Below are 13,429 nucleotides of genomic sequence, written 5' to 3' on the forward strand. Positions count from 1 at the left end.
GTCCAGTAGCCCTGCTCCAGGCTCTGGCAATCTAAAAAAACGGGCTGAACTGTCTGCGATGACTTGGTTGTGAATCCAAGACTTCAACGACCGTTCAGCCCGTTTTGTCTACCTTGGTCTTGAACCAAGGCGGTCAACACCCTATCGGCTCAAAGATTGGTACAGATCCAGATGGGCCTGACTGATCCGGTCTATATCAAATGCCTCTTGCGCCAGGCGCCGACTTTCAACGCCCATCGCCTGTCGCTTGACCGTATCCTCACCCAGTTCCATCACGGCTTCTGCCAATGCCTGTGCATTTCGCACCGGCACCAGCACGCCAGTGACTCCTGGCTCGATCGCATCGCGGCAACCGGGCACATCGGTTGTGACCACCGCCCGTCCGCAGGCAGCGGCTTCCACCAGGGATTTGGGCAAGCCCTCACGGTAAGACGGCAGCACAGCAATATGCGATTGGGCGTAAAGCTGCGCAATATCGCGCCGTTCCCCCAGACACTGCACCAGGCCTTGTTGCTGCCAGCCTTGCCACTCCTGATCGCTGATGCTGGCCGGATTACCCGGGTCGGGGCTCCCGGCCAACACCCACTTAACCGGGCTGCCTTGAGCGGCGCTGATGCGGGCCGCCTCCACGAACTCTCGCACCCCTTTGTCCACCAGCAGGCGAGACACCATCAAGGCGACGGGCGGGCCCGGCGGCTCGGGCACAGCCTGAAATTCGTTCAGGTCCACTCCGGAGCCACGAATCAGGATGCATTGGTCGCGTTTGACCACGCGATCGTTCAGCAGCACATCACGATCATTGCTGTTCTGGAAAATCACACGGCTGTTGGGATGCCCCAAGGCAATACGATAGAGCAGCAAAGCAATCCAGCGCACGGGGTCAAAGGACTTCTCGCGTTGAGTAAACACATACCCCAGACCGGACACGGCGGCCAAGAAACCGGGCACGCCAGCCAGCCGCGCCGCAATGCCGCCATACAAAACAGGTTTGATGGTGACGGCATGAACCAGTTCGGGGCGCTCCCGTCGGAACAGGCGCCACAAGGCCCAGATGGTTTGCAACTCCTGTAAGGGATTGGTCCCGCTGCGCGTCATGGGCAGTGCATGATGCTGCAAGCCGTGGCGCTCAATGTCGGCAACAGCAGGGCCGTCCATGGTAGCGACATGCACATCGTACCCTTCACGCTGCGCAGCTTGCGCCAAGGGCAAACGGTGCGACAGGAAAAAAGCCGGATTATTCACCACAAACATCAGCATGCGGGTTTTGTTACCCGACTCATCGGTCAACACACTGAGGGCCTGACGGCTGCGCTTGCGTTTGGGTGGATGCTGGGCCGTCAAGGTCTTCCAGGCCTGCGTGTAATTCTTGACCATGCCTTCCAGGGAAAACAGACGGGCCACCCGTTCACGGGCATGCTCATGCCGCGCCTGCCAGGATGGCGCACCCAGCTCATCGACGGCGCTGTTGATGGCGCCGGCCAGCGCCTCGGCATTGCTGGGCGGCACGATCCACCCCTCATTGCCCACGATCAGGGCCGCATCGCCCACATCAGTGACCACGTTGGACACACCGGCAGCCATGGCCTCGCACACCACGTTGGGGAAACCTTCTGCCGAACTGGACAAGACATGCACGTCCAAGGCATTCATCAGACGAGGCACATCGCTGCGACGCCCCATCAAAATGACACTGTCACGCAATTGATGTTGATCCAGCAAACGCATCAAGGTCTCGTTGCTGCTGTCCATGCCATCACCAATCAGCAAGCAACGCAAAGTGGGATGCCGGTGCAGGCTGCGAGCCAAGGCCGCCAGCAAATTGGGGTGATCCTTCAAGGGATTCCAGCGGGCCACACTGCCTATGACGGGCGTATCCAGCGACAGGCCCAGCTCTTGACGCACTGCTTCGCGTGCCTGCTGATCGGGATGCCAGCGGCTCAAATCGTAGCCATTGGGAATCACCTTCATGATGTCGGCGCGATACCCCCATTGCTTGTGACGTCGGGCCGCGTTCTCGGCGCAAGACACAATCAGATTGGGAATCAGGCGCGACAGGCGGGCACACAACCAGGCCACCAGGCGCGCTTTCGGGCTGCCCTGATACAAGTTGGCCCCCGAGTTGCGAATGCCCCAGGAAACCGCCGGAATGCCCACCAGACGCGCTGCCGCGCCGCCAATCAGATCAGAGTGGTACATCCAGGTTTGCACAACATCGGGCTGCACCTCGCGCAGCACCCGCGTCAATGCCCCCAGCCCTTTCAGAAAACCCAGGGGTGACTGCATGTGCAGGCAATACAGAGGAATATTGGCCGCACGTAGCTGCGGCCCAAAAACATCTTCGTCACCCAACGAGATCACAATATGTTCAGTGTCCTGCCCGGGGGCCGTCACCAGACGAAACAGAACCGTTTCCGCTCCCCCCTGCCCCAGCCCGGCAATAATATGCACGACCCGCAAGGCGGGCCTTGTTTTTCCTGCCTTGTCCTCATCCGCTTCCTGACTCAACGACGCTGGTTGCACTGCACTCATGCTTTGGCTCCCTCTTTTATACCGCCACGGGCGGCCTGAAAGACCTGGTCCCAGTTAAGCAAAACCTGCTCTAATTCATAACGCTGGCGCACCGCGGCCGCAGCGCGACGCCCCAGCACACCCCGAAAAACGCCATCCCCCATCAGCTCGGCCAAGGCAGCAGTCAAGGCGCCTTCGTCCCCAACCGGCACCAGCAAGGCATCTTTGCCATCGGAACTGATCTCGCGCGGGCCACTGGGACAGTCCACCGTGACGGCAGGCAAGCCCATCGCCATGGCTTCCAGCAGTACGTTCGGGAAACCTTCCACTTCCGAAGTCATGACAAAGGCATGGGAGCGCGCCATCTCCTGCCAGGGCTGGGCCGTTTTGCCAGCCAGCTCAATCCGGTCGCTCGCCCCGCACAGGGCGATCTGCTGTGCCAACTGTGCACGCTGCGGGCCATCGCCCCAGATCTTCAGTTTCCACTCCGGGTAATCGGCAGCCAGTCCTGCAAACACGCGAATCAGCACGTCAAAGCGTTTAGAGGGCACCAAACGGCCCATGGCCATCAAGGTGCAATGCCGGTTTTCCTCCACCCGCACCTCGCGTTGTACCGCATCCAGCGCCTGGGGCAAGGGGTTGGGTACAACCATGACCTGTTTCATGCCCGGCACCATGGCCTGAAACGCTGCGACACTGGCGCGGGTCTGGACGGTAACTACCTGGGCTTGGGGATACAGACGACGACGCAGGCCTTGCAAAAGCTTGCCGGCACTGCTGCTGAAGGCCGGATTGGTACGCTCGCCCACCACAATGGGAACGCCCATCTTGCCCAGCCCCAGCAACACATTGATATTCACATTGGTCAGAAAAGAAACGATCACGTCAGGCTGCTTTTCATGCACCAGCTTGCGCATGGCACGCAGCTTGGCCAGGGGTTTGGGCAGCCAGCTGCCGCGCATGCGATGGGCCAGCCACACCACCTCCACCCTGGAATCGATTGGGTAAAAAGCAGTGCCTCCCCCGCTGTAGGTTGGCACCAGGGTCACCTGGTCACCTCGCAAGCCCCAGGCATTCGCCAAGGTAGAGGCGACACGCTCGGCGCCGCCTGCGTTCAGGGAGCTGACGAAAAACAGAATATTCACTGGGCCTCCGTGGGCTCATCGACCGGATAGCGAGAGTCTACCGACACGACGCAAAGCGCCATTTTAAGTCCGACGCAGGCACTGTTCCAACACTTGCTGCCATAGCGCCAGAACGCGGGCCGAGGAAAAACGGTCACGCACATCGGTGGCTCGACGCGCCAGGCGCTGGCGCTTGTCCTCATTGGCCATCAGGTCGGACAAATGCGCCGCCAAAGCCTCGATATCCTCAACCGGGCGCACCAACACACCATCAATATTGGCGCGAATAATCTCACGAGGTCCGGTATCACAATCGAAAGCCACCGCGGTCAGGCCACTGGCCATCGCCTCCAGCAGGCTGTTGGACAAGCCCTCCATCCGGGAACTGAGCACATACAGATCCGACTGTTCGTACCAGTCCACCATATTGCCAACACGCCCCGGAAGCTGAATCCGCTCCTGCAGTTCCAGCTCCTGGATCCGCGCCTCCAGCGCCCCCCGCTGCTCGCCTTCGCCCAGAATCACCAGATCCCAGTCGGGGAAATAGTTCGATAGCATGGCAAAGGACTCGATCAGGGTGTCAAAACCCTTGACCGGGTGCAAGCGGCCCACCGCCAGCAGGCGCTTGCGCCCATCTGGCAAGGCGGGAACCGGCACCAAAGGCTCGGCACTGTCCATGGGCCAGCGCACTGCATTGGGAATCACGTGTACCTGACTGCCAGGGACATGCTCACGCAGCCAGTCTGCGGTGCCGGCGGTCAAGGCAATAACGGCGTGTGCCTGCGGATAAGTACGTAAGCGGGCTTTCTGCCAGAAAGGCGACAACGATTGAGACGGTGGGTGGGTATGCTCGGTTGCAATCACTTTGCAGGGCAGGCCTTTGGCGGCCGAGATAGCCAGCACAGAGGAGGTGGTCATCATGCCCAGAACGACATCGGGCTTGGTTTTTCGCAACAAAGCACGCAAGCGGCTGACACGACGCCAGTTTTTCCACAAGGCATCCAGACGGCCCCGGCTGTTGCCTGCCGTCCCCAGAACATGACGCTCCACTCCTTGCGCCACGGTATATGCGTCTTGGTCACAACCGGCCTGCGTCACCAGGGACACTCGATAGCCACGCGCCACCCAGGCTGCGCTCAAATCGACTGCAACACGTTCCGCCCCGCCCCCACCCAAAGAGTGGATCAGCAACATGATATGAGGGCGAACTACCGAATGACTGTGCACGTTTTCCTATTCCTGCGAACCAGACGCCGTTGCGCTGGCTGGCTTTAAGGCCAAAATGAAATAACACGTAAAAGAGGCCGCGTACATCAGACTGGTCGCCAGCATGATTCCCGAAGGACCCATGCGTGCCGCCAGCACCGGATTCAAGGCCGCTTTCACCAGAAAATTGATCACGGCAATGATTGCCATGGATTTATAACGGTTCTGACTGGCCAGCAACTGCACCAAAATCAGCACCCCAAAATAAAAAGGCAGTTGCACCAGCCCCCACCGAAACACCTGGGCGACCGTGGCCGTATCCTGCGCCGTGAAGGCGCCGCGCTCAAACAGCAGCGCCACGCCCCAGGGAGCCAGCAAGACACCAATGGCCGCTGCTCCCGCACCAGCCAGCAACATCATGACTGACCACTTCAAGGCCATGGAGCGGGCACGGGCCTGATCTCCCCGACTCTGGACATCTGCCAGTACCGGCAAGGCGGCACGGCCTACCGACGCGGCCCCCACCCCCAGCACCAGCGCCAGCAAACGCGTGGCATAGCCCAACGTGGCGTTGGCATTGGCACCCAGATTGGCAGCCGTATATTGGTCGATCGGACCGACAAAACTCATGGCCACCTGCCCCACCAGCATGATGGTGGCCGCCTTGAGCAGATCGGGCCATTGCTCGGCACGCAAGCTGATACTGGGGCGCGCCCAGATCTGATCGGCCCGTGAGGCCAGGACCATCAACCATAGCGCCTGAATAGTCAGGCCCAGCAAGGTGCCCCACAGCAGCGGACCAATGCCCGCATTGGCCCCTGCCGCCAGCACCCAGATGAGTATGACAAAGGCCGGAACGCTATCGAGCAAGGTATTGATGTGGCGCTCATGAGCGCGCAGACGAGCGGCGCTCAAACCTATCATCAGGGTCAGCACAGCCGCTGGCGCAAAGGCAAACAGCAGCTCCTGACTCATTTCATGAACCGCGGGACTCAAGCCCTGCCCAGTCCATTTCAGCACCCAGGGCCAGCTGATCCAGATCAGTGCGCCCAGCACACAGCCAAGCACGATGCACCAGGCCTTGAGTTCCCCTAAAAAGCGGCTGCGCGCAGCCGGTTCCAGGCGATGCAGGCGCACCAGAACGGGAATCAACACAACCGACATGGAACCGACAATGGTGACGGGCAGCCAGTTGGCCATGACCATCGTGAATTGATAGGCATCGACGACATCGCTCACACCATAGCGATACGCCACGGCCATTTCCTTGAAAGCGCCCGCCGCCTTGCCTAGCAATAGAAAAAACGCCACCCGCATCGCCCCCAGGGCGATGCGACGATGGTCGTCATGCAGACTAGACAGACGTGCTTTCAGGCCGGTCCAAATCAACTCAGAAACGCCACATACCAGGGCATGGCAACATTCAGGCCCTGCAAAATTGTGTGAGTCGGCTCGTAGCCCAGTTCAGTGCGAGCTTTAGAGATATCCGCTTGCGAATGCAGTACATCCCCGGCACGAAAGTCCGCATAAACAGGCTGCTTGGTGTAGTTGATCCCGTTGCGGCTCAAGGTCTGCTGCAAATACCCGAACAGCTCGTTCAGGCTGGTTCGGGCATTCAGTGCCACGTTGTAGACCTCGGCCGTGCGGGGCTTTTGATGCACAGCGGCCAGGATATTCATCTGGATCACGTTATCAATGAAACAGAAATCGCGGCTGGTCTGACCATCACCATTGATTTGCACGTCCTGGTTCTGGATCATGGCCGATACCCATTTGGGAATCACGGCCGCGTATGCGCCATTGGGGTCCTGACGTTTACCAAACACGTTGAAATAACGCAGGCCCACGCTGGAAAAGCCATAAGCACGGGCAAACACGTCTGCGTACAACTCGTTCACGAACTTGGTGACCGCGTACGGAGACAAGGGGCGTCCGATGGTATCTTCCACCTTGGGCAAACCGGGATGGTCGCCATAGGTGGAACTGGAGGCCGCATAGACAAAAGCGCCGACCTGCTCGTCACGCGCTGCCACCATCATGTTCAAGGCGCCGCTCACATTGACCTCATTAGAGGTCAATGGATCGTTCAAAGAGCGAGGCACTGAGCCCAGGGCCGCCTGATGCAGCACATAATCCACGCCCTTGACGGCCTGTCGGCAGGTGTCCAGATTGCGGATATCCCCTTCGATAAAGCGGAAACGGGCCCAGCGCTCGGCACCAACCTGATCACGCACTTCGTCCAGATTGTATTGATGGCCAGTCGCGAAGTTGTCCAGCCCTACGACCTGTTGATCCAGGTTCAGCAACGCTTCCAAAAGATTGGAACCGATAAAGCCGGCACAGCCCGTCACCAACCAGGTTTTAGGCTGATTACGCAGCTGCTGGCTCGCCTGTTCAAATGCAGAGCTCATAATGCTTTCCAAAATTAAAGGCGCAGATCGGACTGGTCGCGATCAAACACATACTTCAAGTCGTAGAGCACATGTTCGGGCTTGCCCCACTGGCGCACCCCTTCAATACCCAGTTCCTTGAACTGGTTGTGGGCCACAGCCACAATCACCCCGTCATACTCGCCTGCCTGGGGAGTCTCGATTGGGGTAATGCCGTATTCGTGCTCTGCCTCTTGCGGATCAACCCATGGATCATAGACATCCACATGAACATCGTATTGCTTGAGCTCATGCACGATATCGACGATACGGGTGTTGCGCAGATCCGGGCAATTTTCCTTGAAAGCCAAGCCGAGCAGCAGCACGCGAGAGCCTTGCACCTGAATGCGGCGCTTGGTCATGGCTTTGACCAGTTGGGATGCTACATAGCCGCCCATGGAGTCGTTCAGACGGCGGCCAGCCAGAATGATCTCGGGATGGTAGCCAATAGCCTGAGCCTTATGGGTGAGGTAATACGGGTCCACACCAATGCAGTGACCGCCAACCAGACCGGGACGAAACGGCAGGAAGTTCCACTTGGTGCCGGCCGCCTCCAGCACGTCCAGGGTATCAATGCCCAGACGGTTGAAAATCAGGGCCAATTCGTTGATCAGCGCAATGTTCACGTCGCGCTGGGTGTTCTCGATCACCTTGGCAGCCTCTGCCACACGAATGGAGCTGGCCTTGAAGGTACCGACAACAATAATCTCGCGGTACAGGGCATCGACCAGATCTGCAACCTCGGGGGTCGAGCCGGAGGTCACTTTTTTGATCGTGGAGACGCGATGTTCCTTGTCACCCGGGTTGATCCGCTCAGGGCTGTAACCGGCATAAAAATCTTCATTAAAGCGCAGGCCCGATACCTGTTCGAGCACGGGCACGCACACTTCTTCGGTCGCGCCCGGATACACCGTCGATTCGTAAATGACAATATCACCACGCTTGAGCACTTTACCGATGGTTTCAGAAGCTCGAACCAAGGGGGTCAGGTCAGGCTGCTTGAACTCATCAATGGGCGTGGGCACGGTCACGATGAACACATTGGCCTGGGCCAACTCATCGGCCTCGCAGGAATAACTCAGGCCGGTGGCCTGGGCCAGCTCTTCGCTCTCGACTTCCAAGGTGCGATCCACCCCTTCCTTGAGTTCGGCGACACGACGCGCGTTAATGTCAAACCCAATAACGGAACGCTTTTTGCCAAACTCCACTGCCAAAGGCAAACCGACATATCCCAAGCCGACTACGGCCAGTTTCACATTCTCAAGTTGCAACTTCATTCTCCAGTTAGCGCTATGCGCAAGGAATAATCTTGAACGCCTAACAGTATTAGTCCCGGTCTGCCCGCCGCCTTACCGAGGGCAGCAGCAACCAGGAAGGGCGACGCCACGAAACCAGACGGGAATAGAGCCAGATATAAACGAGTGAAAAGGCCAACATGCTGGCGCACAAGGCCCAGGTATTGTCCCACCAGATCGTTGCCGGAACCAAACCGATCAAAGCCAGCACCCACAGGTAAGGCGAGGTCATGGCGTTACAAAACGCGGGCAAGGCCCCGCCACTGTCACGACTGAACGTGGAGCGCACCAGACGGCGAAACACCAGTTGATGCAAGTGCAAGGCATCGGGCTGATCCACGGGCACACCGCGTTTGAAACGCCGGCGCCAAATCGAAAACAGGGTTTCAAAAACAGGGTAAAACAATACCGCCAGGGCATAGAAGGGCGATACGCTGGGATTGCGCACAACGAGCTGGACAGCCAATTCGGCCAGCATGAAGCCCAGGAAGTACGCCCCGCCATCGCCCAGAAAAACGCGCCCGAAGGGAAAATTCCAGACCAGAAATCCCAAGGTGGCCGAGGCCAACGAGGCGGCAATCAGAAAAATCGGAATGTCTTGCACCTGCAAGGCTACCAGCGCCAAGGACAAGGCCATCAAGGTGGCAATCATGCCGGCCAGGCCATTCATCCCGTCAATAATATTGAGGGCATGTGTACAGCCACCGACAGCGATCATGGTAAAGAGCAAGGAAATGGGCCAAAAACCCAGTACCCAATCTGCCCAACTGACCCCCACACGCGAGACTCCGCCAAGCAGCCACCAGGCGATGGCTGCCGACAAAAAGGCGGCCAGCAAGCGCTTGAGGGAACCCACATCCTTGGTGATGTCCTCGACCAGACCCGCCACAAACACCGGCATGGCGGCCAGAAACAAAACCGGCCACAACCAGGTCAAGGTCATATTGCTCGGACCCAGCACCAGCAAACCGGCCAAACTGCCGGCCACCACCGCCAGCCCCCCCACGCGGGGTGTGGGGCGGGAATGGGAAGCCTGGGGCTTGCTCAGGTCGCTGTCCCCGGTCAAGCGGCCGTGCCAACGTTCGGAGGCTACAATCAGCCCGCCGACCATAAAAGCCACGACACAGATATACAACCAGGTAAAGGATTCCCCCATCTGAGGTAAAGACACCGCGTAACACCCTGCAAGGTTAGGAACTACATTATTATCAACCTGCCTTCCGGATTGTGTCCGTGACCAGTCGCATTAAGTGCAACAATTTCCGTCAAGTTCCGTATCACTTTCGCATAGGCAGGAGTAGCTCGCTAATTTGCCCGAGCGCGAGCCCGAAAGCAAGTATTTTGCGGGATTGACGCTCAGGAATCGGGTTGGGGCAACGGTTCGGTAGAAGCCAGTTGATTGCCGCACTCGGTCAAGAGCCGGCGCAACCAGCGATGACTGGGCGAGTGCCGGTTGCGTTCATGCCAGAGCTGATAAAACCGCATGGGCGGGAACTCCAGCGGAGCCTCCAGAATTGCCAGGGGCAGCAGGCGGCAATAGAACTCGGCAAAGTGGCGCGAAGTGGTAAACACCAAGTCTGTATTCTGTAGCAAATACGGTGCTGCCGAAAAAGACTGCACCACGACACTCTCATCACGCTGAATGCGCAGAGCCGACAAGGTAGTGTCGATGACACCGCGCTGATTGATGGAATACGGCATGGGCACCACATGGCGTGCACGCACATAATCGTCCAGGGTCAGGCCCTTGCGCGCCAAAGGGTGGGTCGCCGCGACCAGACAGACGATCTGATCTTCCAACAGCACCGACAAGTGCATGCGATCGGGCGGCTCGGGCCAGTTGCCGATGACCATATCCAGATCCCCTTCAGCCAGCGAACGCTCAAAATCGAAACTGGCATCCAGGGAATGCAAATTCAGGCGTGCGCCCGGTGCTTCCCGGCGCAGACGCTCGACGACCCCACCAATAAAAACAGGCGCCAGGTAATCCGGCGCGCCGATATGAAATTCGCTACGGCTGACCTGCGGGTCGAAACTGTCCGGCGCATTGACCATGCAATCAATTTCAGCCAAAGCGCCCTTGGCGTGAGCCAGCAGACTGATGGCACGCTCGGTAGGCACCATGCCGCCTTTCTCACGAACCAGCAATGGATCGCCAATAATGTCGCGCAAGCGTCGTAGAGCCGCACTGATAGCAGGCTGCGACTGGTTCATTTTGAACGCGGTACGCGAGACACTGCGCTCGGTAACGAGTAGGCAAAACACCCTCAAAAGATAGGTATCAAGCGGGTTATCCCCACGTCGGGCGGCCATCCTGGTCTCTCCTTCTTACGCTTTTTTCCAGCATGATAATGACATACATGCACAATACGAGATGGCATATATCATTTATACGCCTAATTCTATTTTATTTATAAGCAGAAAACTTAAACTGGTCCCACATAAGAAAATCATAGCCCCCCCTGGCGGTGGTTTATAAGGGTTTGATTAAAACAAGCAAACCATGTAAACGCCTCCCCACTACCCTTGATACAACGGCTCCCAGGCCTGGCCCTGGAGTCGGCTCGGCTCGCATTCTTTACGCTTAGACAATCGGACTGACACATGACTACTCAAACCCTCACCACCTCCCAGGCGCTGGCTGAACTCTCCAGCCTGGACCAGAGCCAATTTGTGGACAAGCTCGAAGGTATTTTTGAACACTCCCCTTGGGTCCCTGAGCGTAGCTGGAACCAACGTCCCTTTGAGAGCGTGGATCAACTGCATGCCTGCATGGTGCATGTGGTCGAACAAGCCTCTTACGAGGAACAGAAAAACCTGATCTGTGCTCACCCCGAACTGGCGGGCAAAGAAGCCGAGCAAGGCACGTTGACCACGGCGTCAACGGGTGAGCAGCGTGGCGCCGGCCTGGACCAGTGCTCAGCCGAGGAGCTGGCTCGCCTGCGCAGTCTGAATGCACAGTACCGCGAACGCTTTGGCTTTCCCTTTGTCATCGCTGTCAAAGGACTGAGCCGCTACCAGATCATGGACACGGTTCAAGCGCGTCTGAACAACAGCGCTGAAACCGAGTTCCAGACCTGCCTGACCGAAATCGGCAAGATCGCCCGCTTCCGTCTGGACGCGCTGCTGGCCTGAACCTGAAGCCTGCCGGATCACGCATTGATCCAACAAGATTATCAGGGCAGCGACAGCCTGCGGCACGCTGCCCTTTGTTTGCTCTGACCTTGCCTGCGCGGGGCTGCTTGCCACACCGCGCAGCTTTGCCTCATCGAGGATCTGCCATGACCATCACATTGAAGCTGGAAACCCTGACCGCTCATGCCTTCGCCCCGTTTGGCGACGTTATCGAGGCGAGCGACACGGTGCAGCATTTCACCATCAACGAAGGCAATACCGAGCGCTACCACGACCTGGCCAACATTGACCCCGGCACGGACGGTCGAGCCATCGTTTCGATTTTTCGCGGCCAGCCGCGCAGCCTGCCCTTTACCGTGGAGATGATGGAACGTCATCCCAAAGGCAGCCAAGCCTTCATCCCCCAGTCGGGCCAACCCTACCTGGTCATCGTGGCCCCCGCCGGTCCCGCCCCCAAAGCCAGCGAATTGCGTCTGTTTCTGGCCCGCGGCGATCAGGGTGTGAACTATGCGACCGGCGTGTGGCACCATCCGCTGATGGCATTGAATCAGGTCGCCGACTTCATCGTCATCGACCGTAAAGGCCCGGGTGACAACTGCGATGTCATCCAATTGGAAGAAAAAGCCATCATCGCAGAATTGGAGACCACCGCAGCGTGAGCCAGTCCTGTCCGATCACGCCGGACCTAGCGCCCATTTACGCGCATCGTCCGGCAGATATTGACCCCGAGCATTGGCGCGCCCGTGTCAATCTGGCCGCTGCTTACCGGCTGGCCGCCCGCCAGGGCTGGGACGACCTTATCTACACCCACCTGTCTCTGCGTCTGCCGGGCCAGGATGGGCTGTTCCTGATCAATCCTTTTGGTTTGCGCTTTGCGGAAATCTGCGCGTCCAATTTATTGCTGATTGACACGCAAGGGCAGGTCGCGGACGGAACCGGTCGCCGTGCCAATCCCAGTGGTTTTGCCATTCATGGCGCGGTTCACCGCGCCCGTGCGGATGCACACTGTGTCATCCATCTGCATACCGACGCCTCCATCGCCGTATCAGCGCTGCCCTGCGGACTTCTGCCCCTGTCACAGCACGCCATGCGCTTCTGGCAAGACATCGGCTATCACGACTATGCTGGACTGGCCTTCCCGCCTCAGGAGCAAGAAGCCCTGCTGCAGCAGCTAGGTGCCCATCCGGCCCTGCTGCTTCGTAATCACGGCGCCCTGACTTGTGGGCGCACCGTTGCCGAAGCCTATGTCTTGATGGATGCTCTGGAGCGCGCCTGCCGCATTCAGCTCTCGGCCATGGCAGCCAGCCCGCAACTGCATCTGCCCCCGAAGGATGTGCTGGATTTGACACATCGCCAGCTTTTACCGGGGAACGAGCCCGAGGGCTTGCTAGAATGGCCGGCTCTGCTGCGCAAGCTCTACCAGAGCGAGCCGGATTTTTGCCGCTAATCCATCCCCCTTACGGAGTCTTTATGCCTTCTATCAACGTACAACTATTCGACGGCCGTCCAGTGGAAATCAAGCGTGAACTTGCTCAGGCCCTGACCAAAGAAGCCTGTCGCGTGCTTGGCTGTTCCCCAGAGGCGGTTGATATTGTCTTTACCGACGTCAAGCGCGAGAACTGGGCCACAGCCGGTGTCCTGTGGTCGGACAAATAAGCGAATTTCCCAAAGCGGCTGGCAAGCCGCTTTTTTTTCATCAGCCTCGTCATCCCGCGACAAGCTGGCACGAATC

General features: G+C 58.5%; 12 protein-coding genes and 1 pseudogene. 4 read left to right on the forward strand and 9 right to left on the reverse strand.

Going from position 1 to position 13,429, the window contains the following annotated elements:
* Positions 1-141: 141 nt before the first annotated feature.
* From V6936_RS10640 to V6936_RS10680, 9 genes and pseudogenes are all read right to left on the reverse strand, one after another.
* The gene (locus V6936_RS10640) at positions 142-1,257 is read right to left on the reverse strand and encodes a glycosyltransferase family 4 protein (RefSeq protein WP_059318800.1); all 1,116 of its coding nucleotides are present in this window, start codon (positions 1,255-1,257) and stop codon (positions 142-144) included.
* 207 nt (positions 1,258-1,464) lie between these two features.
* Positions 1,465-2,529 (reverse strand): annotated as a pseudogene (locus tag V6936_RS10645) (glycosyltransferase); the annotation flags it as partial.
* Positions 2,526-3,653 carry a glycosyltransferase family 4 protein gene (locus V6936_RS10650; protein ID WP_059318632.1) on the reverse strand — a complete coding sequence of 376 codons (1,128 nt, stop codon included), beginning with the start codon at positions 3,651-3,653 and terminating at the stop codon, positions 2,526-2,528. The pseudogene V6936_RS10645 and the gene V6936_RS10650, both read right to left, overlap by 4 nt.
* Positions 3,654-3,716: 63 nt before the next feature.
* A complete protein-coding gene (locus tag V6936_RS10655; protein ID WP_336579942.1) occupies positions 3,717-4,826 on the reverse strand; it encodes a glycosyltransferase family 4 protein in 1,110 nt (369 codons plus the stop codon).
* A gap of 39 nt (positions 4,827-4,865) precedes the next feature.
* A complete protein-coding gene (gene murJ, locus V6936_RS10660; RefSeq protein WP_003803848.1) occupies positions 4,866-6,227 on the reverse strand; it encodes a murein biosynthesis integral membrane protein MurJ in 1,362 nt (453 codons plus the stop codon).
* On the reverse strand, positions 6,224-7,249 hold the full coding sequence (locus V6936_RS10665; protein WP_336579838.1) for an SDR family oxidoreductase: 1,026 nt from the start codon (positions 7,247-7,249) through the stop codon (positions 6,224-6,226). The genes murJ and V6936_RS10665 overlap by 4 nt, the downstream gene beginning before the upstream one ends.
* Before the next feature lie 14 nt (positions 7,250-7,263).
* On the reverse strand, positions 7,264-8,538 hold the full coding sequence (gene tviB, locus V6936_RS10670; protein ID WP_003803850.1) for a Vi polysaccharide biosynthesis UDP-N-acetylglucosamine C-6 dehydrogenase TviB: 1,275 nt from the start codon (positions 8,536-8,538) through the stop codon (positions 7,264-7,266).
* Between the two features lie 55 nt (positions 8,539-8,593).
* The gene (locus V6936_RS10675) at positions 8,594-9,718 is read right to left on the reverse strand and encodes an MraY family glycosyltransferase (RefSeq protein WP_003803851.1); all 1,125 of its coding nucleotides are present in this window, start codon (positions 9,716-9,718) and stop codon (positions 8,594-8,596) included.
* 200 nt (positions 9,719-9,918) lie between these two features.
* Positions 9,919-10,875, reverse strand: coding sequence for a LysR family transcriptional regulator (locus V6936_RS10680; protein WP_003803852.1), 957 nt, complete (start codon positions 10,873-10,875; stop codon positions 9,919-9,921).
* A gap of 291 nt (positions 10,876-11,166) precedes the next feature.
* On the opposite strand from V6936_RS10680, the gene uraD reads away from it, so the two are divergent.
* The 4 genes from uraD to V6936_RS10700 all read left to right on the forward strand — a co-directional run bounded on the left by uraD (position 11,167) and on the right by V6936_RS10700 (position 13,353).
* Entirely contained in the window at positions 11,167-11,697 is a 531-nt protein-coding gene (gene uraD, locus V6936_RS10685; RefSeq protein ID WP_003803856.1) for a 2-oxo-4-hydroxy-4-carboxy-5-ureidoimidazoline decarboxylase, read from the forward strand.
* 146 nt (positions 11,698-11,843) lie between these two features.
* A complete protein-coding gene (locus V6936_RS10690; RefSeq protein WP_336579840.1) occupies positions 11,844-12,356 on the forward strand; it encodes an ureidoglycolate lyase in 513 nt (170 codons plus the stop codon).
* Positions 12,353-13,144, forward strand: coding sequence for a class II aldolase/adducin family protein (locus V6936_RS10695; RefSeq protein ID WP_415302146.1), 792 nt, complete (start codon positions 12,353-12,355; stop codon positions 13,142-13,144). The genes V6936_RS10690 and V6936_RS10695 overlap by 4 nt, the downstream gene beginning before the upstream one ends.
* A 23-nt stretch (positions 13,145-13,167) precedes the next feature.
* Complete coding sequence (locus tag V6936_RS10700) at positions 13,168-13,353, forward strand: 4-oxalocrotonate tautomerase (protein ID WP_003803864.1); 186 nt, start codon at positions 13,168-13,170, stop codon at positions 13,351-13,353.
* Positions 13,354-13,429: the final 76 nt, after the last annotated feature.

The sequence above is a fragment of the Alcaligenes sp. CHO6 genome (assembly GCF_037120595.1).
Lineage (GTDB): Bacteria > Pseudomonadota > Gammaproteobacteria > Burkholderiales > Burkholderiaceae_B > Alcaligenes > Alcaligenes ammonioxydans.